At 74.5% G+C, this 25,891-nt stretch carries 26 protein-coding genes; 15 read left to right on the top strand and 11 right to left on the bottom strand.

Features of this window, described 5'->3' with window-relative positions; genetic code table 11:
- The first annotated feature begins 30 nt into the window (after positions 1-30).
- The 3 genes from fdhA to HOP40_RS24240 all read left to right on the top strand — a co-directional run bounded on the left by fdhA (position 31) and on the right by HOP40_RS24240 (position 2,298).
- Positions 31-1,248, top strand: coding sequence for a formaldehyde dehydrogenase, glutathione-independent (gene fdhA / locus HOP40_RS24250; RefSeq protein ID WP_172162313.1), 1,218 nt, complete (start codon positions 31-33; stop codon positions 1,246-1,248).
- Positions 1,249-1,402: 154 nt separating this feature from the next.
- Positions 1,403-2,128 carry a hypothetical protein gene (locus HOP40_RS24245; protein WP_172162311.1) on the top strand — a complete coding sequence of 242 codons (726 nt, stop codon included), beginning with the start codon at positions 1,403-1,405 and terminating at the stop codon, positions 2,126-2,128.
- Positions 2,125-2,298 (top strand): hypothetical protein, encoded by a 174-nt coding sequence (locus HOP40_RS24240; protein WP_172162309.1) that lies wholly within the window; start codon positions 2,125-2,127, stop codon positions 2,296-2,298. Before HOP40_RS24245 ends, HOP40_RS24240 begins: the two co-directional genes overlap by 4 nt.
- Positions 2,299-2,380: 82 nt before the next feature.
- On the opposite strand, the gene HOP40_RS24235 is transcribed toward HOP40_RS24240, so the two are convergent.
- A complete protein-coding gene (locus HOP40_RS24235) occupies positions 2,381-3,271 on the bottom strand; it encodes a heme o synthase (protein WP_172162307.1) in 891 nt (296 codons plus the stop codon).
- A 275-nt stretch (positions 3,272-3,546) separates the two neighbouring features.
- On the opposite strand from HOP40_RS24235, the gene tkt reads away from it, so the two are divergent.
- Genes tkt through HOP40_RS24200 form a run of 7 tightly spaced genes read left to right on the top strand, consistent with a single transcriptional unit; the run spans position 3,547 to position 11,872 of the window.
- The gene (tkt, locus tag HOP40_RS24230; protein WP_172162305.1) at positions 3,547-5,652 is read left to right on the top strand and encodes a transketolase; all 2,106 of its coding nucleotides are present in this window, start codon (positions 3,547-3,549) and stop codon (positions 5,650-5,652) included.
- Positions 5,653-5,661: 9 nt separating this feature from the next.
- Positions 5,662-6,774: a transaldolase gene (tal, locus tag HOP40_RS24225; protein WP_172162303.1), complete on the top strand. Its 1,113-nt coding sequence runs from the start codon at positions 5,662-5,664 to the stop codon at positions 6,772-6,774.
- A gap of 11 nt (positions 6,775-6,785) precedes the next feature.
- Entirely contained in the window at positions 6,786-8,087 is a 1,302-nt protein-coding gene (locus tag HOP40_RS24220; protein WP_172162301.1) for a hypothetical protein, read from the top strand.
- A gap of 39 nt (positions 8,088-8,126) precedes the next feature.
- On the top strand, positions 8,127-9,674 hold the full coding sequence (zwf, locus tag HOP40_RS24215; RefSeq protein ID WP_172162299.1) for a glucose-6-phosphate dehydrogenase: 1,548 nt from the start codon (positions 8,127-8,129) through the stop codon (positions 9,672-9,674).
- Positions 9,675-9,690: 16 nt separating this feature from the next.
- Entirely contained in the window at positions 9,691-10,653 is a 963-nt protein-coding gene (gene opcA / locus HOP40_RS24210) for a glucose-6-phosphate dehydrogenase assembly protein OpcA (RefSeq protein ID WP_172162297.1), read from the top strand.
- The gene (gene pgl / locus HOP40_RS24205; RefSeq protein ID WP_172169033.1) at positions 10,650-11,429 is read left to right on the top strand and encodes a 6-phosphogluconolactonase; all 780 of its coding nucleotides are present in this window, start codon (positions 10,650-10,652) and stop codon (positions 11,427-11,429) included. The genes opcA and pgl overlap by 4 nt, the downstream gene beginning before the upstream one ends.
- Positions 11,426-11,872 (top strand): hypothetical protein, encoded by a 447-nt coding sequence (locus tag HOP40_RS24200; RefSeq protein WP_172162295.1) that lies wholly within the window; start codon positions 11,426-11,428, stop codon positions 11,870-11,872. Before pgl ends, HOP40_RS24200 begins: the two co-directional genes overlap by 4 nt.
- Here the strand turns inward: HOP40_RS24200 and HOP40_RS24195 are convergent.
- Together HOP40_RS24195 and HOP40_RS24190 are read right to left on the bottom strand one after the other, a co-directional pair.
- Positions 11,833-12,510: a response regulator transcription factor gene (locus HOP40_RS24195; RefSeq protein WP_172162293.1), complete on the bottom strand. Its 678-nt coding sequence runs from the start codon at positions 12,508-12,510 to the stop codon at positions 11,833-11,835. The two genes, HOP40_RS24200 and HOP40_RS24195, sit on opposite strands and share 40 nt — an antisense overlap.
- Positions 12,507-13,661, bottom strand: a complete 1,155-nt coding sequence (locus HOP40_RS24190) for a sensor histidine kinase (RefSeq protein WP_172162291.1) — start codon at positions 13,659-13,661, stop codon at positions 12,507-12,509. The genes HOP40_RS24195 and HOP40_RS24190 overlap by 4 nt, the downstream gene beginning before the upstream one ends.
- A 195-nt stretch (positions 13,662-13,856) precedes the next feature.
- Here HOP40_RS24190 and HOP40_RS24185 point away from each other — a divergent pair, with 195 nt between their 5' ends.
- A complete protein-coding gene (locus HOP40_RS24185) occupies positions 13,857-14,312 on the top strand; it encodes a DUF1707 SHOCT-like domain-containing protein (protein ID WP_172162289.1) in 456 nt (151 codons plus the stop codon).
- Between the two features lie 19 nt (positions 14,313-14,331).
- On the opposite strand, the gene HOP40_RS24180 is transcribed toward HOP40_RS24185, so the two are convergent.
- Positions 14,332-14,829, bottom strand: a complete 498-nt coding sequence (locus tag HOP40_RS24180; RefSeq protein ID WP_172162287.1) for an Lrp/AsnC family transcriptional regulator — start codon at positions 14,827-14,829, stop codon at positions 14,332-14,334.
- Between the two features lie 62 nt (positions 14,830-14,891).
- Between HOP40_RS24180 and HOP40_RS24175 the strand changes: the two genes are divergently transcribed.
- Positions 14,892-15,284 carry a rhodanese-like domain-containing protein gene (locus HOP40_RS24175; RefSeq protein ID WP_172162285.1) on the top strand — a complete coding sequence of 131 codons (393 nt, stop codon included), beginning with the start codon at positions 14,892-14,894 and terminating at the stop codon, positions 15,282-15,284.
- An 11-nt stretch (positions 15,285-15,295) separates the two neighbouring features.
- Here the strand turns inward: HOP40_RS24175 and HOP40_RS24170 are convergent, their stop codons facing one another.
- On the bottom strand, positions 15,296-16,555 hold the full coding sequence (locus HOP40_RS24170) for a TrpB-like pyridoxal phosphate-dependent enzyme (protein WP_172162283.1): 1,260 nt from the start codon (positions 16,553-16,555) through the stop codon (positions 15,296-15,298).
- Positions 16,556-16,589: 34 nt separating this feature from the next.
- Between HOP40_RS24170 and HOP40_RS24165 the strand changes: the two genes are divergently transcribed.
- Positions 16,590-17,087: a glutathione peroxidase gene (locus HOP40_RS24165; RefSeq protein ID WP_275691309.1), complete on the top strand. Its 498-nt coding sequence runs from the start codon at positions 16,590-16,592 to the stop codon at positions 17,085-17,087.
- Positions 17,084-17,584 (top strand): hypothetical protein, encoded by a 501-nt coding sequence (locus tag HOP40_RS24160; RefSeq protein ID WP_172162281.1) that lies wholly within the window; start codon positions 17,084-17,086, stop codon positions 17,582-17,584. Before HOP40_RS24165 ends, HOP40_RS24160 begins: the two co-directional genes overlap by 4 nt.
- A gap of 21 nt (positions 17,585-17,605) precedes the next feature.
- On the opposite strand, the gene HOP40_RS24155 is transcribed toward HOP40_RS24160, so the two are convergent.
- The 5 genes from HOP40_RS24155 to gap form a co-directional block, all read right to left on the bottom strand.
- The gene (locus HOP40_RS24155) at positions 17,606-17,947 is read right to left on the bottom strand and encodes an RNA polymerase-binding protein RbpA (RefSeq protein ID WP_172162279.1); all 342 of its coding nucleotides are present in this window, start codon (positions 17,945-17,947) and stop codon (positions 17,606-17,608) included.
- Between the two features lie 10 nt (positions 17,948-17,957).
- Positions 17,958-18,194: a preprotein translocase subunit SecG gene (gene secG, locus HOP40_RS24150; protein ID WP_172162277.1), complete on the bottom strand. Its 237-nt coding sequence runs from the start codon at positions 18,192-18,194 to the stop codon at positions 17,958-17,960.
- A gap of 94 nt (positions 18,195-18,288) precedes the next feature.
- On the bottom strand, positions 18,289-19,074 hold the full coding sequence (tpiA, locus tag HOP40_RS24145) for a triose-phosphate isomerase (protein WP_172162275.1): 786 nt from the start codon (positions 19,072-19,074) through the stop codon (positions 18,289-18,291).
- Between the two features lie 2 nt (positions 19,075-19,076).
- Positions 19,077-20,267, bottom strand: a complete 1,191-nt coding sequence (locus tag HOP40_RS24140; protein ID WP_172162273.1) for a phosphoglycerate kinase — start codon at positions 20,265-20,267, stop codon at positions 19,077-19,079.
- On the bottom strand, positions 20,264-21,277 hold the full coding sequence (gene gap / locus HOP40_RS24135) for a type I glyceraldehyde-3-phosphate dehydrogenase (RefSeq protein ID WP_172162271.1): 1,014 nt from the start codon (positions 21,275-21,277) through the stop codon (positions 20,264-20,266). Before gap ends, HOP40_RS24140 begins: the two co-directional genes overlap by 4 nt.
- 184 nt (positions 21,278-21,461) lie before the next feature.
- On the opposite strand from gap, the gene ppdK reads away from it, so the two are divergent.
- Positions 21,462-24,278, top strand: coding sequence for a pyruvate, phosphate dikinase (ppdK, locus tag HOP40_RS24130; protein ID WP_172162261.1), 2,817 nt, complete (start codon positions 21,462-21,464; stop codon positions 24,276-24,278).
- A gap of 629 nt (positions 24,279-24,907) precedes the next feature.
- Here ppdK and whiA read toward each other — a convergent pair.
- Positions 24,908-25,891 carry a DNA-binding protein WhiA gene (gene whiA / locus HOP40_RS24125; RefSeq protein ID WP_172162259.1) on the bottom strand — a complete coding sequence of 328 codons (984 nt, stop codon included), beginning with the start codon at positions 25,889-25,891 and terminating at the stop codon, positions 24,908-24,910.

Genomic DNA, 25,891 nt, shown 5'->3' with positions numbered 1-25,891 from the left:
CCACCTCTCCCGACACACCAGGAGGCACGCATGGGTGGCAACAGGATCGTCGTCTACAAGGAGCCGGGCGTCGTCGCGGTGGAGGACCACGACGCGCCGAAGCTCGAGGTGCCGGCCGAGGTCGCGCAGGCCAAGGGGCTGACCCGCAAGGCCGAGCACGGGGTCATCCTGCGCACGGTCTCGACGAACATCTGCGGCTCCGACCAGCACATGGTCCGCGGCCGGACCACCGCACCCCCGGGGCAGACACTGGGCCACGAGATCACCGGCGAGGTCGTCGAGAAGGGCAGCGACGTCCAGTTCGTCGACATCGGCGACATCTGCTCGGTGCCGTTCAACATCGCGTGCGGCCGCTGCCGCAACTGCCGCGAGGGCCAGACGGGCATCTGCGAGAACGTGAACCCCGGCCGCGCCGGCTCCGCGTACGGCTACGTCGACATGGGCGGCTGGGAGGGCGGCCAGGCGGAGTACGTCATGGTGCCCTTCGCCGACTTCAACCTGCTGAAGTTCCCCGACCGCGACCAGGCGCTGGAGAAGATCCTCGACCTGACGATGCTGTCGGACATCTTCCCGACCGGCTACCACGGCGCCTACACCGCCGGGGTGACGACCGGCTCGACCGTCTACGTCGCCGGTGCCGGACCGGTCGGCCTGGCCGCCGCGTACTCGGCGAACCTGCTGGGCGCGGCCGTGGTCATCGTCGGCGACCTCAACCCCGACCGGCTCGCCCAGGCGCGCTCGTTCGGCTGCGAGACCGTCGACATCTCCGCGGACGCCACCCTGGAGGACCAGATCGCGCAGATCCTCGGGACGAACGAGGTCGACTGCGCCGTCGACGCCGTCGGGTTCGAGGCCACCGGCCACGGCAGCGGCGCCGGCGAGGCCCCCGCCGCGGTGCTCAACTCGATCATGTCGCTGACCCGCGCGGGCGGCAGCCTCGGCATCCCCGGCCTCTACGTCACCGGCGACCCGGGCGCGCCCGACGAGGACGCCAAGGAGGGCACGCTCAAGGTGCGCCTCGGGCTCGGCTGGGCGAAGAGCCACTCGCTGTACACCGGCCAGTGCCCGGTGCTGAAGTACAACCGCGGCCTGATGATGAGCATCCTGCACGACAAGGCCCACATCGCCGACGCGGTCGGCGCCACGGTCCTGCCGCTGGAGGACGCCCCGCGCGGCTACCAGGAGTTCGACCGGGGGGCGGCGAAGAAGTACGTGCTGAACCCCAACGGCCTCATCCCGGCGGCCTGACGCCGCAGCCTGACGGGCACCTCGCACACCGAGCGGGCACCTCGCACAGGGTCGGCGGTGTGCGAGGTGCTCAGCCGGTGTGTGATGTGCCGGCGACGGCGGCGAGTTCGCCCGAACGCCCACGGCGGCCCGCCCCGCGCGGCACCCTCCCCGGATGACCTCCGCGTTCCACCGCCGCCCCGACCTGCTCGCCGCCGGGGTGCGCGAGCACGAGCTGCGGCGCCGCCTGCGCACGGGCGAGCTGGTCCGCCTCCGCCGCGGGCACTACCTCGCCGAGCGGCCTACCGGGCCCGAGCAGTGGCACCGCGCGCGGGCGCTGGCCGCGGCCCCCGACCTCGCCCCGGACGCCGTGCTCAGCCACGTGACGGCCGCGGTGCTGCACGGCCTGCCGGTGTGGGACCTGCCGCTCGACCGCGTCCACAGCACGCGTCCGCGCCGCTCGGGCGCCCGCGTGGGCCGGTTCGCGCACGTGCACGCCGCGCAGCTCGACCCCGACGAGGTGGTGGAGGTCGACGGCGCCCGCGTCACCTCGGTCGCGCGCACCCTGGCCGACGTCGGCCGGTCGGCACCGTTCGAGCAGGCCGTCGTCGTCGCCGACGCCGCGCTGCACCGGCACCTCGTCAGCCGCGAGGAGCTCGACGCCGCCCTCGCTCGGGGCACCCGCCGGCCCGGCACCCCGGCGGCCGACCGGGCGCTGCGCTTCGCGGCCGCGGGCAGCATGAGCGTCGGCGAGTCCCGCAGCCGGGTCGCGATGCACCTCGCCGGCCTGCCCGCCCCGGTGCTGCAGTGGCCGGTCGTGACGGCGGCGGCGTGGTGGTGGGCGAGGTCGACTTCGGATGGCCGCGGCAGCGCTGCGTCGGCGAGTTCGACGGGCGCGTGAAGTACGGGCGCCTGCTGCGGCCCGGGCAGGACGCCGGCGAGGTGCTGTTCGCCGAGAAGCGCCGCGAGGACGCGATCCGCGACGAGGGCCTGCACATGACGCGCTGGACGTGGGCGGACCTCGCCGACTTCGCGCCCGTCGCGGCTCGCATCGCCCACCGGCTCGGCTAACCTCGCACACCGAGCACCCACCTCGCACACCGTCGACCGTGTGCGAGGTCACCACCCGCTGTGCGAGGTGGCCCCGACGACGCTAGAAGGGCAGGCCGAGAACCGGCAGCCCCAGCGCCGCGTCGACCGCGATCGCGGCGAACAGCAGGCACAGGTAGGCGTTGGAGAGGTGGAACAGCTTCATCGGGGTGGGGTCCTCCCCCGACGCCACCGCCCCGTGCAGCCGGTGGGCCGAGAAGATGAACCACGCCCCGCCCAGGACCGCGGCGGCCGCGTAGACCCACGACGTGACCGGGAGCAGCAGCAGCGTGACCGCGCCCATCACCCACGAGTAGGCGACGATCCGGCGCGACACCTGCACCGGCGTGGCGACGACGGGCAGCATCGGCACGCCCGCGGCCGCGTAGTCCTCGCGGTAGCGCATGGCCAGCGCCCAGAAGTGCGGCGGCGTCCAGAAGAAGATGATCGCGAACATCACCAGCGCCGGCCACTCCACGGTGCCGGTGACCGCCGCCCAGCCGATGACGACCGGCATGCAGCCCGCCGCGCCTCCCCACACGATGTTCTGCGAGGTCCGGCGCTTGAGCAGCAGCGTGTAGACCAGCACGTAGAACGCGATGGCGGCCACCGAGAGCGCGGCGGCGAGCCAGTTGGTGGTGAGGCCGAGCCACACCGAGCTGAGCACGCCGAGGACCAGGCCGAAGACCAGCGCGTTGCGCGGCGGCACCTGCCCCTTGGCCAGCGGGCGGCGCGCGGTGCGCTTCATGACCTTGTCGATGTCGGCGTCGACGACGCAGTTGAGCGCGTGCGCGCTCGCCGCGGCCAGCGCGCCGCCCAGGAGCGTCGCGACGATCAGCCAGACGCTGGGGATGCCGCGCTGCGCCAGGAACATCGCCGGCACGGTGACGACCAGCAGCTGCTCGATGATGCGCGTCTTCGTCAGGCCCAGGTAGGCCCCGACGGTGGTGCGCATCCGTGCCCGGAATCCGACGGGCGTCGGTGCCACGTGGGCCACGGGCACACTCACCGGCACTACCTCGATCCGCGATGTGGTGGGGCGGTTCTTCTACAGCGCGTCGATCCTAGCCCGGCGCATGGCGGGGCGGCCTGTCGGGTAACCGGGGCTCGCACCGCGCGGAGACGGGGCCCCACACGCCCGCCCCGCGTGGATAGGCTGCCGGGGACGCGCCGTGGCGTTCCGACCACGTGACCAGACACTCCGCAGTGGACCGAGAGCAGGGAGCCTCCGTGCCCGTGACCGAAGAGGACATCGCCCGTCTGACGCAGGCGTCGGTGCCCGCCGACTGGACCGACCTCGACAGGCGCGCCGTCGACACGGTGCGCGTCCTGGCCGCCGACGCCGTGCAGAAGGCGGGATCGGGCCACCCCGGCACCGCGATGAGCCTCGCCCCGCTGGCGTACAGCCTGTTCCAGAAGGTGATGCGCCACGACCCCACCGACGCCGACTGGATCGGTCGCGACCGCTTCGTCCTGTCCTGCGGCCACTCGAGCCTGACGCTGTACCTGCAGCTGTTCCTCGGCGGGTGGGGCCTGGAGCTCTCCGACATCGAGAACCTGCGCCAGTGGGGCTCGGCCACCCCCGGCCACCCCGAGCACCGGCACACCCCGGGCGTCGAGATCACGACCGGCCCGCTGGGCCAGGGCCTCGCCTCCGCCGTCGGCATGGCGATGGCCGCCCGCCGCGAGCGCGGCCTGTTCGACCCGGACGCCGCCCCCGGCGAGAGCCCGTTCGACCACCAGATCTTCGTCATCGCCTCCGACGGCGACATCGAGGAGGGCATCACGGCCGAGGCGTCGTCGCTCGCCGGGCACCAGCAGTTGGGCAACCTCACGGTCGTCTACGACGACAACAAGATCTCCATCGAGGACGACACCGACATCGCGCTGTCCGAGGACACCGCGAAGCGCTACGAGGCCTACGGCTGGCACGTGCAGGTCGTCGAGGGCGGCGAGAACGTCACCGGCATCCTCGACGCGCTGGCGGCGGCGAAGGCCGAGACCTCGCGCCCGTCGTTCATCCTGCTGCGCACGATCATCGGGTTCCCCGCGCCGACGAAGATGAACACCGGCAAGGCGCACGGCTCGGCGCTGGGCGACGAGGAGATCGCCGCGGTCAAGAAGATCGTGGGGATGGACCCGGACACGACGTTCCAGGTCGACGCCGACGTCCTCGAGCACACGCGCGCGCTGCGCGAGACCGGCCGCGCCGCCCACGAGGAGTGGACGGCCACGTACGACGCGTGGGCCGAGCGCGAGCCCGACCGCAAGGCGCTGCTGGACCGCATGCTCGGCCGCACCCTGCCCGAGGGCTGGGAGAAGGCGCTGCCGAGCTGGGACGTCGACCCCAAGGGCCTCGCCACGCGCAAGGCGTCCGGCGAGGTGCTCAAGGCCCTGGCCGACGTGCTGCCCGAGCTGTGGGGCGGCTCGGCCGACCTCGCCGAGAGCAACAACACGACGATGGAGGGCGCCGACTCGTTCGGGCCGACCTCGATCGCCACGAAGATGTGGAAGGCGCAGCCCTACGGCCGCACGCTGCACTTCGGCGTCCGCGAGCACGCCATGGGCGCGATCCTCAACGGCATCGCGCTGCACGGGCCGACCCGCCCCTACGGCGGCACGTTCCTCATCTTCTCCGACTACATGCGCCCCGCCGTCCGGCTCGGCGCGGTCATGAAGTGCGCCGGCATCTACGTCTGGACGCACGACTCGATCGGCCTGGGCGGCGACGGCCCGACCCACCAGCCGATCGAGCAGCTCTCCGCGCTGCGCGCCATCCCCGGCCTGTCCGTGGTGCGCCCGGCCGACGCCAACGAGACCGCGTCGGCGTGGAAGGCGATCCTGGAGCGGCCCGAGGGCCCGTGCGGGCTCGCGCTGTCGCGCCAGAACCTGCCGACGCTCGAGGGCACGTCCGTCGAGGGCGTCGCCCGGGGCGGCTACGTCCTGGCCGAGGCGTCCTCGGGCACCCCGCAGCTGGTGATCATCGCCACCGGCTCGGAGGTCGCCCTGGCCGTCGACGCGCGGAAGGTCCTGGAGGACCGCGGCGTTCCCACGCGAGTGGTGTCGATGCCGTGCGTCGAGTGGTTCGACGAGCAGGACGGGGCCTACCGCGAGTCGGTGGTCCCGAAGGCCGTGAAGGCGCGCGTCGTCGTGGAGGCCGGTGTCGCCCAGTCGTGGTACCGCTTCGCCGGTGACGCGGGCGAGATCGTCTCCATCGAGCACTACGGCGCGAGCGCCGAGGCCGACGTCCTGTTCCGGGAGTTCGGCTTCACCACCGAGGCGGTCGTGGCGGCCGCCGACCGCAGCCTCGCGGCCATCGCCGACGACGCAGTCTGAGGAGAACCCATGAGCAACGACCGTCTCCAGGCGCTGGCCGACGCCGGCGTCTCCATCTGGCTCGACGACCTGTCCCGCGAGCGCCTGCAGAGCGGCAACCTGCGGGAGCTGATCACGGAGTCGCACGTCGTCGGCGTCACCACCAACCCGACGATCTTCGCGGGCGCCCTGGCCAAGGGCGAGGCCTACGACCAGCAGGTCCGCGACCTGGCCGGGCGCGGCGCGTCGGTCGAGGACGCCGTCCGCGAGATCACCGTCGCCGACGTGCAGCAGGCCTGCGACGTCTTCAGCGGCACCTGGGAGGCCACCGGCGGCGTCGACGGGCGCGTCTCGCTCGAGGTCGACCCGGGCCTGGCCCGCGACACCGAGGGCACCGTCGCGCAGGCGATCGACCTGTGGAAGGCCGTGGACCGGCCCAACCTGCTGGTCAAGATCCCGGCCACCGAGGCCGGCCTGCCGGCGATCACCCGCGCGCTGGCCGAGGGCATCTCGGTCAACGTCACGCTGATCTTCTCCGTCGAGCGCTACCGCGCCGTCATGGGCGCCTACCTCGACGGCCTGGAGCAGGCCGCCGCCAACGGGCAGACCCTCGCCGGCATCGCCTCGGTGGCGAGCTTCTTCGTCTCGCGCGTCGACTCCGAGATCGACAAGCGGCTGGAGGCGATCGGCACCGACGAGGCGCTCGCGCTGCGCGGCAAGGCGGGCGTCGCGAACTCGCGGCTGGCCTACGCCGCGTTCCAGGACGTGTTCTCCGGCGAGCGCTGGGAGAAGCTCGCGGCGCAGGGCGCGAAGGCGCAGCGGCCGTTGTGGGCGTCGACCGGGGTCAAGAACCCCGACTACTCCGACACGCTCTACGTCACCGAGCTCGTCGTCGCCGACACCGTGAACACGATGCCGGAGAAGACGATGCAGGCCTTCGCCGACCACGGCGAGGTCCAGGGCGACCGGGTCACCGGCACCGCGGCCGAGGCGCAGGAGGTCTTCGACGCCCTGGAGCGCGTGGGCGTCGACCTGACCGACGTGTTCCTCGCGCTGGAGGACGAGGGCGTCGAGAAGTTCGAGAAGTCCTGGGCCGAGCTCGGCGAGACCGTGCAGGGCCAGCTCGACGGCGCGAAGGCCTGACCGGACCCGTGGTGACCACCGCCGTCCACCCGCCCGCCGACGTCCTCGGCCGGCTGGTGGACGGCGCCGTCGCGTCCGCGGTCGGCGACGGCCCGCGCGCGGCCTGCGTGCGGGCGGCGCGCCCGCTCGTCGGGGAGGTCACGGCGCTGCGCGACACGCTGCACGCCGCGGGCCTGGCCAAGGTCCTGCTGGTGACGACGCCCGCCACCGGCGCGGTCGCCGAGGTGCTCGCCGGTGACGGCGCCCGGCTGCTCGTCCTCGACTCCCCCGACCCCGTGCGCGTCGCCGACGCCCTGGACGGCGACCTCGAGGCCACCGTGCTCGTCGTCGCCGTCCCGCCGGGCGCCGACCGCTCCGGGCCCGACGCCGTCGTCGCCGCGGTGCGGGCCGGCTTCGAGGCCGAGGGGTTCGACGCCGACGCCCAGACCGTCGTCGTCGCCGGACCCGGTGAGGCGGTGACCGACAGCGCCCGCGTGGTCGCGGGCGGGGCCGACGGCGCGTTCTCGGCGTACGCGCTGGTCCCGGCCGGGCTGGCCGGCGCCGACGTCGAGCGGGTCGTCGCCGACGCGGTGGCCGCGCGCGAGCGGTACGTCGTCGACGACCCGGACAACCCCGCGCTGGTGCTGGGCGCGCTGCTGGCCGGGCACCCGTCGGTCGTGCTCGACGTGCGGTGGCCCGCCGCGCTGATCGACGCCGTGCTGCCCGACGCCCAGCCGGTCCCGGTCGTCGTCGACGACGGGCCCGCCGGGCCGGGCCTCGCCGAGGCGCTCACCGTCCGCCCGGGCGGGGCGGTCGAGCTGGACGGGCCGGTCGCGGCCCGGGTGCTGCTGTGGGAGCACGCGGCGGCGGTCGCGGCGCACCTGCGCGCCCCGGAGGGCACCGCCGCGCCGGACGGGCCGCCGTCGGCGGTGTTCGTCGACGGCGACGTCACCGTCTCGGCCGGGCCCTGGCTGCCCGAGGGCACCACCACCGCCGTCGACGCCCTGCGCGCGCTGGCCGCCGCGGGCGGCACGCACCTGGCCCTGCACGCGCACCTCGACCGCGAGTCCGACGCCTCGGTCGCGGTGCTGCGCGGCGAGCTCGCCCGGCGCACGGGCGCCACCGTCACCTTCGACTGGGGCCCGGCCCGGCGTCCGGGGGCGGCGGTGTGCCTGCTCACCGGCGTGGGCGACGGCCGCGCCGACCTCGGCGCCGCCCAGGAGGCGGTCGTCGTCGCCGACGCCGCGGCCCAGACCGGCCCGGTGCTGCGGCTGCACATGCACGACCGCCTCGCCGGCCTGGTGGCCGTCGTGCGGGCCGTGCAGGACCTGTAGGACGATCACGACCGTGCTGGCACGAGACTGGAGACACCGATGACGGCCAAGCCGGGAGCGGACTGGAGCAACCCGCTCCGCGACGCCCGCGACAAGCGGCTCCCCCGCATCGCGGGACCCTGCGGGCTGGTGATCTTCGGGGTCACCGGCGACCTGTCGCGCAAGAAGCTCATGCCCGCCATCTACGACCTCGCCAACCGCGGGCTGCTCCCCCCGGGCTTCGCGCTCACCGGGTTCGCCCGGCGCGACTGGGAGGCCCAGGACTTCGGCCAGGTCGTCTACGAGGCCGTGAAGGCGCACGCGCGCACCCCGTTCCGGCAGACGGTCTGGGACCGCCTCGCCGAGGGCTTCCGGTTCGTCCAGGGCAGCTTCGACGACGACGACGCGTTCGACCGCCTCGAGGACACCGTCCGCGAGCTCGACCGGGAGCGCGGCACCGGCGGCAACCACGCCTTCTACCTGTCGATCCCGCCGTCGGCGTTCCCGGTGGTGTGCAAGCAGCTCTCGCGGTCCGGCCTCGCCGACCAGGAGGGCCTGGAGCAGTGGCGCCGGGTCGTCATCGAGAAGCCGTTCGGGCACGACCTGGCCTCGGCCAAGGAGCTCAACGGCATCGTCAACGACGTCTTCCCCGAGGACTCGGTGTTCCGCATCGACCACTACCTCGGCAAGGAGACCGTCCAGAACATCCTCGCGCTGCGGTTCGCCAACCAGCTGTTCGAGCCGATCTGGAACTCCCACTACGTCGACCACGTGCAGATCACCATGGCCGAGGACATCGGCCTGGGCGGGCGCGCGGGCTACTACGACGGGATCGGCGCCGCGCGCGACGTCATCCAGAACCACCTGCTGCAGCTGCTCGCGTTCATCGCGATGGAGGAGCCGACGTCGTTCTCCTCCGACGAGCTGCGCGCGGAGAAGACCAAGGTCCTCAAGGCCACCCGGCTGGCCGGCCCGCTGAGCGAGACCACCGCCCGCGGGCAGTACACCGGCGGCTGGCAGGGCGGCGAGCTCGTGCCCGGGCTCAAGGAGGAGGAGGGGTTCAACCCCGACTCCGGCACCGAGACCTATGCGGCCATCACCGTCGAGGTCGACACCCGCCGCTGGGCGGGCGTCCCGTTCTACCTGCGCACCGGCAAGCGCCTGGGCCGCCGCGTCACCGAGATCGCGGTGATCTTCAAGCGCGCGCCGCACCTGCCGTTCGACGCGACGATGACCGAGGAGCTCGGCCAGAACGCGTTCGTGGTGCGGGTGCAGCCCGACGAGGGCGTCACCATGCGGTTCGGGTCGAAGGTGCCGGGCAGCCAGATGGAGGTCCGCGACGTCACGATGGACTTCGGCTACGGCACCGCGTTCACCGAGGCCTCCCCCGAGGCCTACGAGCGCCTCATCCTCGACGTCCTGCTCGGCGAGCCCAGCCTGTTCCCGGTGAACGAGGAGGTCGAGCGCTCCTGGGAGATCCTCGACCCCGTCATCGAGCACTGGCACCAGGAGAAGACCGGGCCCGACCCGTACGCCGCGGGCTCCTGGGGCCCCGAGTCCGCCGACGCCATGCTCGCCCGCACCGGCCGCACCTGGCGGCGACCGTGACGAAGGAGCTCCGCCCGTGATCGTCGACCTGCCGTCGAGCAACACCTCCGCCGTCAACAAGAAGATCGTCGAGCTGCGGGAGAGCGGCGGTGTGCTGGCCCTGGGCCGGGTGCTGACGCTCGTCATCGTCACCGACGACGGCACCACCATCGAGGCCGCGATCGAGGCCGCCAACGCGGCCAGCCGCGAGCACCCGTGCCGGGTCATCGTGCTCGCCCGGGGGCAGCGCAAGGCCGCGCCGCGGCTCGACGCGCAGATCCGGGTCGGCGGCGACGCCGGGGCCAGCGAGGTCATCGTGCTGCGCGGCTACGGCCCGCTCGCGGCCGACGACGCCGGCGCCGGCATGGTGATGCCGCTGCTGCTGCCCGACGCGCCCGTCGTCGCGTGGTGGCCGGGCGAGGCCCCGGCCGTGCCGTCGCAGGACGCGGTCGGCGTGCTCGCGCAGCGCCGCATCACCGACGCGCTGGCGTCGAAGAACCCGCTCAAGGCGTTCGAGCAGCGCCGGGCCCGGCACGTCGCGGGCGACACCGACCTCACCTGGACCCGCCTGACGTCCTGGCGCGCGCTGCTGGCCACCGCGCTCGACGCGCCGCCGCACGAGGACGTCACCGGCGCCGTCGTGGCCGGGGAGGTCGTCTCGCCGTCCACCGACCTGATGGCCGGGTGGCTCGCGACGCGGCTGGGCGTCAAGGTCAAGCGCTCGCCCGCGGAGAACGGGCAGGGCCTGGTCTCGGTGCGGCTCGACCGCCCGTCCGGGCCCGTCGAGCTGGTGCGCCCGGACAGCAAGGTCGGCAGCCTGCGCCAGCCCGGGCAGCCCGACCGGCTCGTCGCCCTCGCCCGCCGGGAGGTGCGCGACTGCCTCGCCGAGGAGCTGCGCAGGCTCGATCCGGACGAGATCTACGGGGCGGCGCTCGCCGGCGTCTCCCAGGTGACCCGCGGCCGCACGCCGGTCAAGGTCCCCGCCGTGGTGGGTGCCTGATGGCCGCCGACATCACCGTCCACGCCAACCCGGACGTCCTCGCCGCGGCCGCGGCCGCCCGGCTGCTCACGCGGCTGGTCGACCTGCAGGCCGCCGGCACCGCCCCGAAGCTGGTGCTCACCGGCGGCGGGGTGGGCATCGCGATGCTCGAGCACATCCGGCAGACCCCGGCGCGCGACGCCGTCGACTGGGGGCAGGTCGAGTTCTGGTGGGGCGACGAGCGGTTCCTGCCGCCCGGCCACCCCGAGCGCAACGAGACCCAGGCCCGCGAGGCGCTGCTCGACCACGTCCGCGTCGACCCGGCGAAGATCTTCCCGATGGGCGCCGACACCGGCACCGGCCCGTCCGGCGCCGAGGCGGCGGCCGAGGCCTACGCGGAGCTGCTGGCGAGGGCGGCGCGGCCCGAGGACCACGGCCCCGTGCCCTCGTTCGACGTGTTCCTGCTCGGCATGGGCGGGGAGGGCCACACGGCGTCGGTGTTCCCGCACTCGCCCGCGGTGTACGAGACCGAGCGCACGGTCGTCGCCGTGCACGGCTGCCCCAAGCCCCCGCCCACCCGCGTCTCGCTCACGTTGCCGGCCATCCGCAGCGCGGCCGAGGTGTGGATCGTGACGACGGGCGAGGCGAAGGCCGCGGCGGTGTCGATGGCGCTGAGCGGGGCCGGGGAGGTCGCGCTGCCCGTCGCCGGGGCGCGGGGCCGGCGCCGCACGCGGTGGCTGCTCGACCGCGCCGCGGCGTCGAAGCTCCCCCGCGACCTGGTGCCCGCGATCGGGTGACCGGTCTCCGGCACCTGGTCGTCGACGGCGCCAACGTCGTCGGCTCCCGGCCCGACGGCTGGTGGCGCGACCGGGCCGGGGCGGCGCGACGCCTGGCCGCCCGGCTCGCGGGGGCGCTCGACGCCGGCCCCGCCCCCCTCGACCTGGCCGACGACGGGCTGGTCCACCTGGTGCTGGAGGGCGCCGCCCGCGCGGCCGACCCCGACCCGCACCCCCGCCTTCGGGTGGTGCGGGCGGCGGCCGACGGCGACGGGGCCATCGTCGACGTCGTCCGCGCCCTGGGGGCGGGCGTGCTCGTGGTGACGGCCGACCGCGGGCTGGCCGCCCGCGTCGCGGCGGAGGGGGCGCGGACGGTCGGCCCGTCGGCGCTGCTCGACGCGCTGGGGAATCAGCCCAGCCCCGATCAGCCCAGCCACCCCGGCCGCACCAGCCCCGACTCGTAGCCGATCACCACCAGCTGCGCGCGGTCGCGCACCCCGAGCTTCACCATCGCCCGGCTGACGTGCGTCTTCGCCGTCGCCGGGCTCACGACGAGCCGGGCGGCGATCTCGTCGTTGGACAGCCCGGTCGCCACCAGCGCGACGACCTCGCGCTCGCGGTCGGTGAGCCGCGCGAGCAGCACGCCGGGCTCGCGCCCGGGTTCCGGCGGCTTGGCGCGCGCGGCGAACTCCTCGATCAGCCGGCGCGTCACCGCCGGGGAGAGCAGCGCGTCCCCGCCGTGCACGACGCGGACGGCGGTGAGGAGGTCGGCGGGCTCGATGTCCTTCACCAGGAACCCGCTGGCCCCGGCGCGGATGGCGTCGAAGATGTAGGCGTCCTCGGCGAACGTCGTCAGCATGACGACCCGCACGGCGGACAGCCGCGGGTCGGCGACGATCTGCCGGGCGGCCTCCAGCCCGTCGGTGCCGGGCATCCGGATGTCCATGAGGACGACGTCGGGCGTCGTGTCGCGGGCCAGCCGCACCGCCGCGTGGCCGTCCTCGGCCTCGGCGACGACGGTGATGTCGGCCGTCGAGGAGAGCAGCGCGCGGAACCCGGCGCGGACCAGGGCCTGGTCGTCGGCGAGCAGGACCCGGATCACGGCGCCGCCCCGTCGCGGACGGTCGGCAGGTGCGCGCGCACCCGGAAGCCGCCGTCCGGGCCGGGGCCCGCGGCGAACGAGCCGCCCAGCGCGACCGCGCGCTCCCGCATGCCGGGCAGGCCGTCGCCGCCCGCGCCTCCCGCGGCCGCGGGGCCGCGCCCGTCGTCGGTGACCTCGATGGTCAGCCCCTCCTCGTCGTAGTCCAGCAGCACGGTCGCGGCGCTCGCCGCGGCGTGGCGGCGGGTGTTGGTCAGCGCCTCCTGCACGATCCGGTAGGCGGCGAGGTCGACGCCGGGTGGCAGGTCGCGGGCGGTGCCGCGGGTCCGCGTCGTCACGGGCAGGCCGGCGAGGTCGTTCTCGGCGACGAGCGCCCCGAGGCGGGCGAGCCCGGCCACCGGCTCCCGGGACGGCTCGTCGACCCCGCGCAGCACGCCCAGGGTCGCCCGCATCTCGCGCAGCAGGTCCCGGCTCGACGTCTTGATCGTCGCCAGCGCGCGGCGGGCCTGCTCCGGGTCGTCGTCCATGAGGTAGAGCGCCACCCCGGCCTGGACGTTGATCAGCGACAGGTGGTGCCCGAGCGCGTCGTGCAGCTCGCGCGCCATCTCCAGGCGCTCCTCCCCCGCCCGACGGCGCTCGGCCTCGCGCTCGGCCGCCGCCGCCTGCTCGCGGCGCTCCCGGCGTGCCCGGCGCAGCTCGCACCCGGCGACGAACGCGACGAGCGAGGCGACCCAGCCGCCGACCGCGGGCAGCGGCACCGGCGCGCGCGTCAGGGTGTGGATCGTGACGGCGGCGGTGAACGCGACCGCGGTGACGCCGTACGCCACGACCCGCCGCCCCGCCGCCACGGCCTCGGCCAGCGCGAACAGCGACGCGACGAACACCGGCCCGGTCGGGTAGCCGAGCGCGAGGTAGCCCACCAGCACGGCGGCCGTGAGCACGAGGACCGGTCCGGGCCACGCCCGGCGCACCACGAGCAGCGCCGGACCGGCCAGCAGCAGCACGACCGCGAGCGCGTCGACGGGCCGCGCCGCGGGCTGGCCCCACCGCGACCACTGCGTGCCGGCGAGGGTGAACCCGGCGACCAGCAGCGGCAGGACGACCGTCGGCCACACCCCGCCCCACCAGGGGCGCAGGGCGGGGTTCGGCGGCACGGGCCCACGGTAGCCAGGTCCGGCGCCGGCCGGATCTCCCGGCCGGAGGTCGCGCGCCTGCTCCCCCGGGCGTACGCCGGGCGGGCCACCTGCGCCGCGGGGCGCAGGCGCGGAGCCCCCGCGGGCACGACGACCGACGGCCTCCGCGCGGCCACGCTGGACGGACCCGCCCCTCCCGAACCGCAGGAGCACCCGATGACCGACCAGCCCCTCACCGACCGGACCCCCACCGACCGGACCCTCGCCACCGCCGTCCGCGTGTCCGACGCCGAGCGCGAGGCCGTCGCGGAGCGGCTGCGCACCGCCGCCGCCGACGGCCGCCTCACCCTCGCCGAGGCCGACGAGCGCCAGGCGCTGGCCTACGCCGCGCGGTTCCACGACGAGCTGGCGCCGCTGACCGCCGACCTGCCCGGGCCCGAGCCGGAGGTCGTCGTGCCCGTCGCGGGCTGGAGGGGGCTGGACGCGGGGGCCCGGCGGCGCCTCGCCGTGCACGCCGCCGTGGGCCTCGCCGTCGCGGTGCTGCTGCTGGTGCGGTGGATCGGCGGCCCCGTCGACCTCGACGGGCCCCGCCCGTGGCCGGTGTGGCCGATCTTCTGGATCGCGGTGAGCGTGGCGTTCCACTACCGGCGGGCGCTGCGCCGGGCCCGATGACCCGGACGCTGCGAGCGGCTCAGGTGCGGCGGCGGGACGTGCTCGCCGCCGCGCCGGACGCCCCGACCGCGCTGGCCACCACCGGGCGGCGCGGCAGCGGGCTGGAGTACACGACGCTGGTGGTGACGGCCCCGAGCCCGGAGATCCGGCCCGTCACCTCCTCGAGGTGGCGCATCGTGCGGGCGCGGACCGTCAGCACGAAGCAGTCCTCGCCGGTGACGTGGTGGGCCTCGCCGATCTCGGGCGTCGTGGCCAGGAGGTCGCGGAAGGGCTTGTAGTTGCCGTGCGGGTAGCGCAGCCGCACCATCGCGGTGATGGCGAGCCCGAGCTTCTCCGGGTCGACCTCCGCCCCGTAGCCGGTGATCACGCCCGTCTCCTCGAGCCGGCGCACCCGCTCGGTGACCGCGCTCGGCGAGAGCCCGACCGTGCGGCCGAGGTCGGCATAGCTCGCCCGGCCGTCGGACTGCAGGGCTTCCAGCAGGCGCCAGTCGATGTCGTCCAACGATTCCACGGCCATGGCGCGAAACTACCGTGGATCGCACCTGTGGGACGACCCGCGCGGGACCTAGCGTCGCAGCCATGACCGACGCCGTCGCCTTCTTCACCGCCCGCCTGACGCACCTCACCGACGTCTCCGACGTCCACGCCGGTCTGCCCGGCGGCGGGTTCGTGCTCGTCGACACCCGCAGCCGCGCCGCCTGGGACCAGGGGCACGTCCCGGGTGCGGTGCACCTGCCCACCGCGGACGTGCCGGGCCCGCTCGACCCGGCCACGCCCGTCGTCACCTACTGCTGGGGCCCCGGATGCAACGGCGCCACCCGCGCCGCGCTGGCGTTCGCGCAGCGCGGGTTCGCCGTGCGGGAGATGCAGGGCGGCATCGAGTACTGGATCCGGGAGGGGTTCGCGGTGGAGACGGCGGCCGGGCGCGTGGAGCACGCGCCCGACCCCCTCACGGCGCCCTGCGGATGTTGACGGGGCGGCTGCTAGCCCTGCTCCTCGGGCAGCCGGCCGTGGTTGTACTCGTCGTACGCGGCGAGGTCGAGGAAGCCGTGCCCGCAGTAGTTGAACAGGATGACCTTCTCCTCCCCGGTCTCCTTGGCGGCCAGCGCCTCGTCGATGGCGGCGCGGATGCCGTGCGCGCACTCCGGCGCCGGGATCCTGCCCTCGGTGCGCGCGAACTGGACCGCGGCCTCGAAGACCTTGCCCTGCGGGTACGCGACCGCCTCCATCCGGCCGTCGCGGACGAGCTGGGAGATCAGCGGGGAGTCGCCGTGGTAGCGCAGCCCGCCCGCGTGGATCGACGGCGGGATGAACCCGCGCCCCAGGCTGTACATCGGCAGCAGCGGGGTGAGGCCCTCCACGTCGCCGAAGTCGTAGCCGAACTCGCCCTGCGTCAGGGTCGGGCACGACATCGGCTCGACGGCGAGGAGCCGCACGCCGGCGTCGGGCACGAACGGGAACGCGATGCCGCCGAGGTTGGAGCCGCCGCCGCACGGCGCGATGACGACGTCGGGCAGCCGCTCCCCCGCCAGCTCCAGCTGCTCCTTGGCCTCGATGCCGATGACGGTCTGGTGCAGCAGCACGTGGTTGAGGACCGAGCCCAGGGAGTAGTGGGTGTCCTCCCGGCCGGCGCAGTCGCGGACGGCGTCGGAGATGGCGCTGCCCAGCGAGCCGGGGTGGCTCGGGTCGCCGACCGGCGACGGGACGACCTCGCCGCCCCAGGTCTCGATCGCGATGCGCCGGTAGGGCTTCTGGTCGAACGAGGCGCGGACCATGTAGACCTTGAGGTCCATGTCGAACTGCGCGGTCGCGAACGCCAGCGCGGTGCCCCACTGGCCCGCACCCGTCTCGGTCGTCAGGCGGGTGATGCCCTCCTGGGCGTTGTAGAACGCCTGCGGCACCGCCGTGTTGGTCTTGTGGCTGCCCGAGGGCGAGATCGACTCGTCCTTGAAGTAGATCCGCGCCGGCGTCCCGAGCTCCCGCTCCAGCCGCGTCGCGCGCACCAGCGGGGTGGGCCGCCAGAGCCGGAGGATGTCCAGCACCTCGCCGGGGACGTCGATCCAGGGCTCGGCGCTGACCTCCTGCCCGATGAGCGCCATCGGGAACAGCGGGGCCAGGTCGTCGGGGCCGACGGGCTCGCGCGTGCCGGGGTGCAGCGGCGGCTGCGGTGGCGTGGCCAGGTGCGGGACCACGTTGAACCAGGCCGTGGGGATCTTGTCCGGGGGGAGCGTCCACCGCGTCATCGGCGGAGGGTAGCGCGGTCGTAGGGTGCACGACATGGCCCAGCACGTCCCCCCACTGTCCGACATGCCGCTCACCGCCCTCGACGGCTCCCCGCTCCCCGCGCTCGACGGGTGCGCGGTCCTCGTCGTCAACGTCGCCTCGAAGTGCGGTCTCACGCCGCAGTACACGGCGCTGGAGCAGCTGCAGGAGCGCTACGCCGACCGCGGGTTCACCGTGCTCGGCGTGCCCTGCAACCAGTTCGGCGGGCAGGAGCCGGGCACCGCGGAGGAGATCGCCACGTTCTGCTCGGCGACCTACGGGGTGAGCTTCCCGCTCACCGAGAAGGTCGACGTCAACGGCCCCGGCCGGCACCCGCTCTACGCCGCGCTCACCGCCGTCGCCGACGACACCGGGGCCGACGGCGACGTGCAGTGGAACTTCGAGAAGTTCCTCGTGGGCGCCGACGGCACCGTGCTGCGCCGCTTCCGCCCGCGGACCGAGCCCGGCTCCGACGAGGTCGTCGCGGCGGTCGAGGCGGCCCTGCCCCGATGAGGCCCGTCCTGGCCGGCGCGGTGCTGGCCGGGCTGGTCGGGCTGGGCGGGCCGGCCGTCGCGGGCTGCACGGCCGCGCCCGTGCCGGACGCACCCCCGGTGACGACCGAGCCGCCCGCTCCCCCGGCGGCCTGCCTGCTCGACACGGGCGCGCTGGAGGCGGCCACCGGCCTGGCCTGGACCGCGGACGCGACGACGGCGGGCGACGCCCGCTGCGTCTACGACCCGGCGGGCGGCACGGGCGCGGAGTTCGCGGCCGTCGACGTCGGCCCGCGGCCCTCGGGCACGCTCGACGACATCGCGGCGCTGTGCGCCGCCGGCAGCCGCACACCCGCGGCGACCGGGTTCGTGTGCCGGCTCGAGGGCGGCGGCGTGTTCGCCGCGGCCGACCGCGGGAGCGACCTCGTGACGCTCGCGGTCGCCACCGTGCCCGACGGCACCACCGCCGCGAAGCTCACCGCCGCGCTGGCCGAGCAGCTCGCGCTGCTCGGCCGGTAGGCGCGGTCGGGCCGGGTCGGGCTACAGCTCGCGCGAGGCGCGCAGCCGGCCCAGGGCCTCGTCGAGGATGGCGGCGCCGTCGGCGTCGGAGCGCCGCTCCTTCACGTACGCCAGGTGCGTCTTGTACGGCTCGGTGCGCGGCGCCGCGGGCGGATTCTGCCCGTCGCGCCCGGCGGGGAGCCCGCAGCGCGGGCAGTCCCACGAGTCGGGGATCTCGGCCTCGGACGCGAACGACGGCGTCGTCACGTGCCCGTTGGCGCAGTAGTAGGGGATGTGCTCGCGCGGCGCGGTCTCGCCGCGCTCGGACTCGCCCATCGGACCGGCACCCACGCGGGTGCCCCTGATCGCGTTGCCACCGGACATCGCCATCTCCTCAGACCCCGACCTTCACCAGCAGCCCGACGCCGACGATGGCGATCACCCAGATCAGCCCCGTGAACAGCGTGATGCGCTGGATGTTCTTGTCCGCCATGGTCGAGCCGGACAGGCTCGACTGGACGCCGCCACCGAAGAGGCTGGACAGGCCACCGCCCTTGCCCCTCTGGAACAGGATGAACGTCACCAGCAGAACGCTGGTGACGATCAGCACGATCTGGAGAGCGATCCTCATCCCATCCTCTTCACGTCGCGAACAGCCGCGATCGAGACTACCCGGATGGCCACGGGCCCCGGATGCAGGGCCCGTGGTCCGTGACCGGAACGGCCTAGGGCAGCGGGCCGCCCGCGGCGATCGCGCAGAGCTGGGCGAACTCGTCGGCATCGAGGCTCGCGCCGCCGACCAGGGCCCCGTCGACGTCGACCTCGGCCACGATCTCGCCGACGTTCTTCGCCTTGACCGACCCGCCGTAGAGCACGCGGATCCCCGCGGCGACCTCCGCGCCGTACCTCTCCGCGAGCGCCGCCCGCAGCGCGGCGCAGACCTCCTGCGCGTCGGCCGCGCTCGCCACGCGGCCGGTGCCGATGGCCCACACCGGCTCGTAGGCGACGACCAGCGCAGCCGCCTGCTCGGCGTCGACCTTCTCCAGGCCCGCGAGGAGCTGGCCCGTCGTGTGCGCGACGTGCTCGCCCGCCTCGCGCACCGGCAGGCCCTCGCCGACGCACAGGATCGGGACGATGCCGTGCTTGAGGGCCTGGCGGACCTTGGCGTTCACCACTCCGTCGTCCTCGCCGTGGATCTCGCGGCGCTCGGAGTGCCCGACGGTGACGTAGCGGCAGCCGAGCTTCGCGAGCATGAGCGCGGAGACGTCGCCGGTGTAGGCGCCCGAGTCGTGCGGCGACAGGTCCTGCGCGCCGTGCACGAGCTTGAGCTTGTCGCCGTCGATCAGCGTCTGCACCGAGCGGATGTCGGTGAACGGCGGCAGCACCACCACCTCGACGCGGTCGTAGTACTTCTCCGGCAGCGCGAACGCCACCTTCTGCACCAGCGCCAGCGCCTCGAGGTGGTTGAGGTTCATCTTCCAGTTGCCGGCGATCAGCGGCTTGCGCGCCATCTCTACTGCTCCAGGACCGCGATGCCGGGGAGGGTCTTGCCCTCCAGGTACTCCAGCGACGCGCCGCCGCCGGTCGAGATGTGGCTGAACCCGTCCTCGGGCAGGCCCAGCGCGCGCACCGCGGCGGCCGAGTCGCCGCCGCCGACGACGCTGAACGCACCCGAACCGACGATCGCCTGCGCGACCCCGCGGGTGCCCTCGGCGAACGGAGCGAGCTCGAACACGCCCATCGGGCCGTTCCAGAACACGGTGGCCGCCCCGGAGAGCACCTCCGCGAACGCCGTGACGGACTCGGGCCCGATGTCGAGGCCCTTCCACCCGTCGGGGATGGCGTCGACGGCGACGACCCGGGTCTGCGCCTCGGCCGAGAAGTCGTCGGCCACCACCACGTCGGTCGGCAGGACGATCTTGCCCGACTCCAGCAGCGAGCGGCAGGAGCCGATCTGCTCGCGCTCGAGCAGCGAGTCGCCGACGGCGTAGCCCTGGGCGGCGAGGAACGTGAAGCACATGCCCCCGCCCACGAGCAGCGCGTCGACCCGGGGCAGCAGCGCCTCGATCACCGCGAGCTTGTCGGAGACCTTCGACCCGCCCAGCACGACCGCGTAGGGCCGGGCGGGCGACTCGGTGAGGGTGCGGAGCACCTCGACCTCGGACAGCACGAGCCCGCCGGCGTAGGCCGGGAGGTCCTGCGCGACGTCGTAGACCGACGCCTGCTTGCGGTGCACGACGCCGAAGCCGTCGGAGACGAACGCGCCGTCGTCGCCGGTCAGCGCCACGAGCTCGTCGGCCAGTGCCGCGCGCTCGTCGTCGTTCTTCGAGGTCTCGCGCGGGTCGAACCGGATGTTCTCGAGCATGACGACGTCGCCCGCGGCCATGCCGAGGTCGCCCTTGCCCGCGTCCCAGTGCTTCGCGCTGATCAGCCGCACGGGCGCGCCCAGCAGCTCGCCGAGGCGGGCGGCGGCGGGGGCCAGCGACAGCGCCGGGTCGGCGCCGCCCTTCGGCCGCCCGAGGTGCGCCACGATGATGACCATCGCCCCGGCCCCGGACAGCTCCGAGACCGTCGGCACCGAGGCCCGGATGCGGCCGTCGTCGGTGATCTCGCCGCTGTCGTCGAGCGGGACGTTGAGGTCGGAGCGCACGAGGACCGTGCGGCCCTCGACGCCCTCGTCGATGAGGTCGTCCAGAGTCCTCACAGCTTCGAGGCCACCAGCGCCGTGATGTCGACGAGGCGGTTGGAGTAGCCCCACTCGTTGTCGTACCAGCCGACGATCTTGACCTGGTTGCCGATGACCTTGGTCAGGCCCGCGTCGAAGATGCAGGAGTGCGGGTCGGTGACGATGTCGGAGGAGACGATCGGGTCCTCGGTGTAGAGCAGGATCCCCTTGAGCGGGCCCTCGGCCGCGGCCTTCATCGCGGCGTTGACCTCCTCGGCGGTGGTCTCGCGGCCGACGGTGGCGGTGAGGTCGGTGGCCGAGCCCGTGGGGATCGGCACCCGCAGCGCGTAGCCGTCGAGCTTGCCCTTGAGGTGCGGCAGCACCAGCGAGATCGCCTTCGCGGCGCCGGTGGAGGTCGGCACGATGTTCAGCGCGGCGGCGCGGGCGCGGCGCAGGTCCTTGTGCGGCCCGTCCTGCAGGTTCTGGTCCTGGGTGTAGGCGTGGATCGTGGTCATCAGACCCTTCTCGATGCCCACCAGGTCGTCGAGCACCTTCGCCATCGGCGCCAGGCAGTTGGTGGTGCACGAGGCGTTGGAGACGATGGTCTGGCTGCCGTCGTAGTCGCCGTCGTTGACGCCCTTGACGACCGTGAGGTCCTCGCCGGTGGCCGGCGCGGAGATGACGACCTTCTTGGCGCCCGCGTCGAGGTGCTTCGCGGCGGCCTCGCGCTTGGTGAACAGGCCGGTGGACTCGACCACGACGTCGACGCCGAGGTCCTTCCAGGGCAGCTCGGCGGGGTCGCGGACGGCCAGGCCCTTGAAGCCCTTGCCGTCGACCACGATCTCGTCGTCGGAGGACGAGACGCTGTAGGGCAGGCGCCCCAGGATCGAGTCGTACTTGAGCAGGTGGGCGAGCGTGGCGTTGTCGGTGATGTCGTTCACCGCCACGATCTCGATCTCGCTGGTGCCGGCCTTGCGCTGGGCGTCCACCGCACGCCAGAAGTTGCGCCCGATCCGCCCGAACCCGTTCACGCCTACGCGCACCGTCACGCCGTGCCTCCTCGACTCGTCAGTTCTACCCACGACGACCCTAGCGTCCGCGGAGCTGCGCGGACACGCGCGGTTCGGAATCGATACACCTGCATCCGGCCTGCCCCGATGCGCGCGCGGCGGTGTGTGACCGGTCCGTCCGGACCATTGATCACCGACGCAGGTCACACGTACCGTCGTCCGGATGTGCGCTGGGTCACCGCCCGGCGTCGACCTGCGGGAGGCGTCAGTGACGGTGCAGCGACCGGGGACCATCGGGGCGGGACGGGTGCGGCCCGAGCGGGCCCAGCTCGTCTTCGACTTCGCGGAGGGCGACCGCACGCAGGTCGACCTGCTCGGCGGCAAGGGCGCCAACCTCGCCGAGATGACGAAGCTGGGCCTGCCCGTGCCGCCCGGGTTCACCGTCACCACCGAGGCCTGCCGCTACTACCTGGAGCGCGGCGAGGAGCCGCAGTCGCTGCGCGTGCAGATCACGATGGCGCTGCGCCGGCTGGAGAACGACCTGGGCCGGCGCCTGGGCGACGTCGTCGACCCGCTGCTGGTGTCGGTGCGCTCGGGCGCCAAGCACTCGATGCCCGGGATGATGGAGACCGTCCTCAACGTCGGGCTCAACGACTACTCGGTCAAGGGGCTGGCCGAGGCCGCGCAGGACGAGCGGTTCGCGTGGGACTCCTACCGCCGGCTGATCCAGATGTTCGGGCGCACCGTCCTCGACATCCCCGCCGAGCGCTTCGAGCACGAGCTCGACGCCACCAAGGCGCGCGCGGGCGTGGCCACCGACGTCGAGATCCCGGTGTCCGCGCTGGTCGAGCTGGTGGAGGAGTTCAAGAACATCGTCCAGGACGCCACCGGCCGCGAGTTCCCGCAGGACCCGCGCGAGCAGCTCGACCTCGCCATGCGCGCGGTCTTCAACTCCTGGAACACCGACCGCGCGCGGCTCTACCGCCGCCGCGAGCGCATCCAGCACGACCTGGGCACCGCGGTGAACATCTGCGCGATGGTCTTCGGCAACCTGGGCGAGACCTCGGGCACCGGCGTCTGCTTCACCCGCGACCCGGCCAGCGGCCAGCCCGGCGTGTACGGCGACTACCTGTCCAACGCGCAGGGCGAGGACGTCGTCGCCGGCATCCGCAACACGCTGACGCTCGAGGACTTCGCCGCGCTCGACCCGGCCTCGCACGCCGAGCTGACCCGGATCATGCGGCGGCTGGAGACCCACTACCGCGACCTGTGTGACATCGAGTTCACCGTCGAGCGCGGCAAGCTGTGGATGCTGCAGACGCGCGTCGGCAAGCGCACCGCGGCCGCGGCGTTCCGGATCGCCACGCAGCTCGTCGACGAGCGCCTGATCACCCGGGACGAGGCGCTGGCCCGCGTCACCGGCCACCAGCTCGCGCAGCTGATGTTCCCCCAGTTCGACGTCGACGCCGAGCGCGTGCTGCTCACCCGCGGCATGGCCGCCTCCCCCGGCGCCGCCGTCGGGAAGGTGGTGTTCGACTCCGCCACCGCCGTGGCGTGGGCCGCGCGGGGCGAGCCGGTGGTGCTGGTGCGCCGGGAGACCAACCCCGACGACCTCGAGGGCATGATCGCCGCCACCGGGGTGCTGACCAGCCGCGGTGGGAAGACCTCGCACGCCGCCGTCGTCGCCCGCGGGATGGGGCGCACCTGCGTGTGCGGGGCGGAGGAGATCGAGGTCGACGCGGCGGGGCGCACGCTGAGCGTCAACGGCACGCAGGTCGCCGAGGGCGAGGTGCTCTCCATCGACGGCTCCACCGGGGAGGTGTTCGCCGGCGAGCTGCCCGTCGTCGCGTCGCCGGTGGTGGTCTACCTGGAGCAGGGCCTCGACGCCGCGCTCGCCGTGGCCGACGAGCAGACCGGCGAGCTGGTGCGCAGCGTCGACCGCCTGCTGCGCCACGCCGACCAGGCCCGGGTGCTGCGGGTGCGGGCCAACGCCGACACCGCCGAGGACGCCACCCGCGCCCGCGACATGGGCGCCGAGGGCATCGGGCTGTGCCGCACCGAGCACATGTTCCTGGGCGAGCGGCGGGTGCTGATCGAGCGCCTGATCCTCGCCGACGGGCCGGGCGCCCGCGACGCCGCGCTCGCCGAGCTGCTGCCGCTGCAGCGCGCCGACTTCGTGGCGCTGCTGGAGGCGATGGACGGCCTGCCGACCACGATCCGGCTGCTCGACCCGCCGCTGCACGAGTTCCTGCCCGACCGCACCGAGCTGGCCGTGCGCGTCGCGGTCGCGCAGGCCACCGGGCGCGGCGACGAGCCCGGCGTCGCCGCGGACGTCACCCTGCTGTCCGCGGTCGACCGGCTGCACGAGTCCAACCCGATGCTCGGGCTGCGCGGGGTCCGCCTGGGCCTGAGCGTGCCCGGGCTGTTCGCGATGCAGGTCCGCGCGATCGCCGAGGCCGCCGCGGAGCGGGCCGCGGCGGGCGGGCGCCCCCTGGTCGAGATCATGGTGCCGCTGGTCGGGTCGGTCATGGAGCTGCACCTGATCCGCGACGAGATGGACGGGGTGCTCGCCGAGGTCGCCGCCGCGGCGGGCGGCGCGCCGCACATCCCGATCGGCACGATGATCGAGCTGCCCCGCGCCGCGCTCACCGCCCGGCGGATCGCCGAGGCCGCCGAGTTCTTCTCCTTCGGCACCAACGACCTCACGCAGACGACGTGGGGCTTCTCCCGCGACGACGTCGAGGCCTCGATCTTCGCGACCTACCTCGACAAGGGCGTGTTCACCGTCTCGCCGTTCGAGTCGCTCGACCGCGACGGCGTCGGCGCCCTGATCCGGATGGCCGTGCAGGCCGGGCGGGAGGTCCGGCCCGACATCAAGCTCGGCATCTGCGGCGAGCACGGCGGCGACCCGGAGTCGGTGCACTTCTTCCACGACGCCGGGCTCGACTACGTGTCCTGCTCGGCGTTCCGGGTGCCGGTGGCGCGGCTCGAGGCCGGACGGGCGGCGCTGGCGTCGGACACGGCGGGAGGGCGGCTGTAGTCGGGCGGCAGCCGGTCACCGCGGGAGCCGGGGGTGCGCTCGTGGTGGGATGGCTGCCGGTGGTGGGGTGGCTGCCGGCCGACCGTCGGGTGCGGCCTGCGATCGGACGGTAATCACCGGGATCGCGCCACCAGTGCCCCTCCCGCGACCGTGGCCGTGCGGTCCTGCGGATCGTCGACAGCTCGACCCCGGGTGATCGTCGAGACCTGGCGTCGGGGTCGTCGGGACGTCCGCGGTGTCACGGTCCCGGCGATCACCGAGCGGGAGTGGGACGTGGCCGGGCCGCGGGCCGGCCTCGGGCTGCCGCAGCACCGGCCCGCTCCCCCGAACTGCGCAGCGCGTCCGACGAGGTCCCCGAGACGCGCACCCGCCGGAGGTGTGCGCACCGTCCGGCCGTGCGCAGGACGCCACGGGGTGCGCGAGCCCCCGCGTGATCGCCACCGGCCGCACCGGACGGCTGCCGCGACGACCGTGGTGTGCGGACGGCGGCGACGGCGGTGTGATCACCGGGAGTGCACCCCCAGCGTCCCTCCCGCGACCCTGGCGACGCGATCCTGACGATCTTGTTGCCCCGCGGGACGACGCAGCCGGTAGCCGGGCGTGGGCGGTGAGTGCGCCGGCGGCCGGGCTCAGCTCTCGTCGAGCATGTCCGGGGTGACCGCGGAGTCGGTGTCGGGGATGCCGAGGTCGGCCGCCCGCTTGTCGGCCATGTGCAGCAGCCGCCGGATCCGCCCGGCCACGGCGTCCTTGGTCATCGGCGGGTCGGCGAGCTGGCCGAGCTCCTCCAGCGACGCCTGGGTGTGCTCGGCGCGCAGCCGGCCCGCGGCCAGCAGGTGCTTGGGCACGTCGTCGCCGAGGATCTCCAGGGCCCGGGCGACGCGCGCGGCCGCGGCCACGGCGGCGCGGGCCGAGCGGCGCAGGTTGGCGTCGTCGAAGTTGGCGAGGCGGTTGGCCGTGGCCCGCACCTCGCGGCGCATCCGCCGCTCCTCCCACGCCATGACGCATTCGTGCGCGCCCATGCGCGTGAGCAGCGCGGAGATCGCGTCGCCGTCACGCACGACCACGCGGTCGGCGCCGCGGACCTCCCGCGCCTTCGCCGTGACGCCGAGCCGGCGCGCCGCCCCGACCAGCGCGAGCGCGGCCTCCGGCCCGGGGCAGGTGACCTCCAGCGAGGAGCTGCGGCCCGGCTCGGTGAGCGAGCCGTGCGCGAGGAACGCCCCGCGCCAGGCCGCCTCGGCGTCGCACACCCCGCCGGACACGACGGGCGGCGGCAGGCCGCGGACCGGGCGGCCGCGGGCGTCGAGCAGGCCGGTCTGGCGGGCCAGCCCCTCGCCGTCGCGCACCACCCGCATGACGTAGCGGGCGCCGCGGCGCAGGCCACCGGGCGAGATGACGTGCGCCTCGCAGGTGTGCCCGTACAGCTCGTGGATGTCGCGGCGCAGCCGGCGCGCGACGGAGCCGGTGTCGACCTCCGCCTCGATGACGACGCGCCCGCCGACGATGTGCAGGCCGCCCGCGAAGCGCAGCAGGGCCGCGACCTCGGAGCGCCGGCAGCAGGGCTTGGTGACGACGAGCCTGCTCAGCTCGTCCTTGACCGCTGCGGTCATCGCCAT

The sequence above is a fragment of the Pseudonocardia broussonetiae genome (assembly GCF_013155125.1).
Taxonomy (GTDB): Bacteria; Actinomycetota; Actinomycetes; order Mycobacteriales; family Pseudonocardiaceae; genus Pseudonocardia; species Pseudonocardia broussonetiae.
This window is presented reverse-complemented; position numbering and strand designations above follow the sequence as displayed.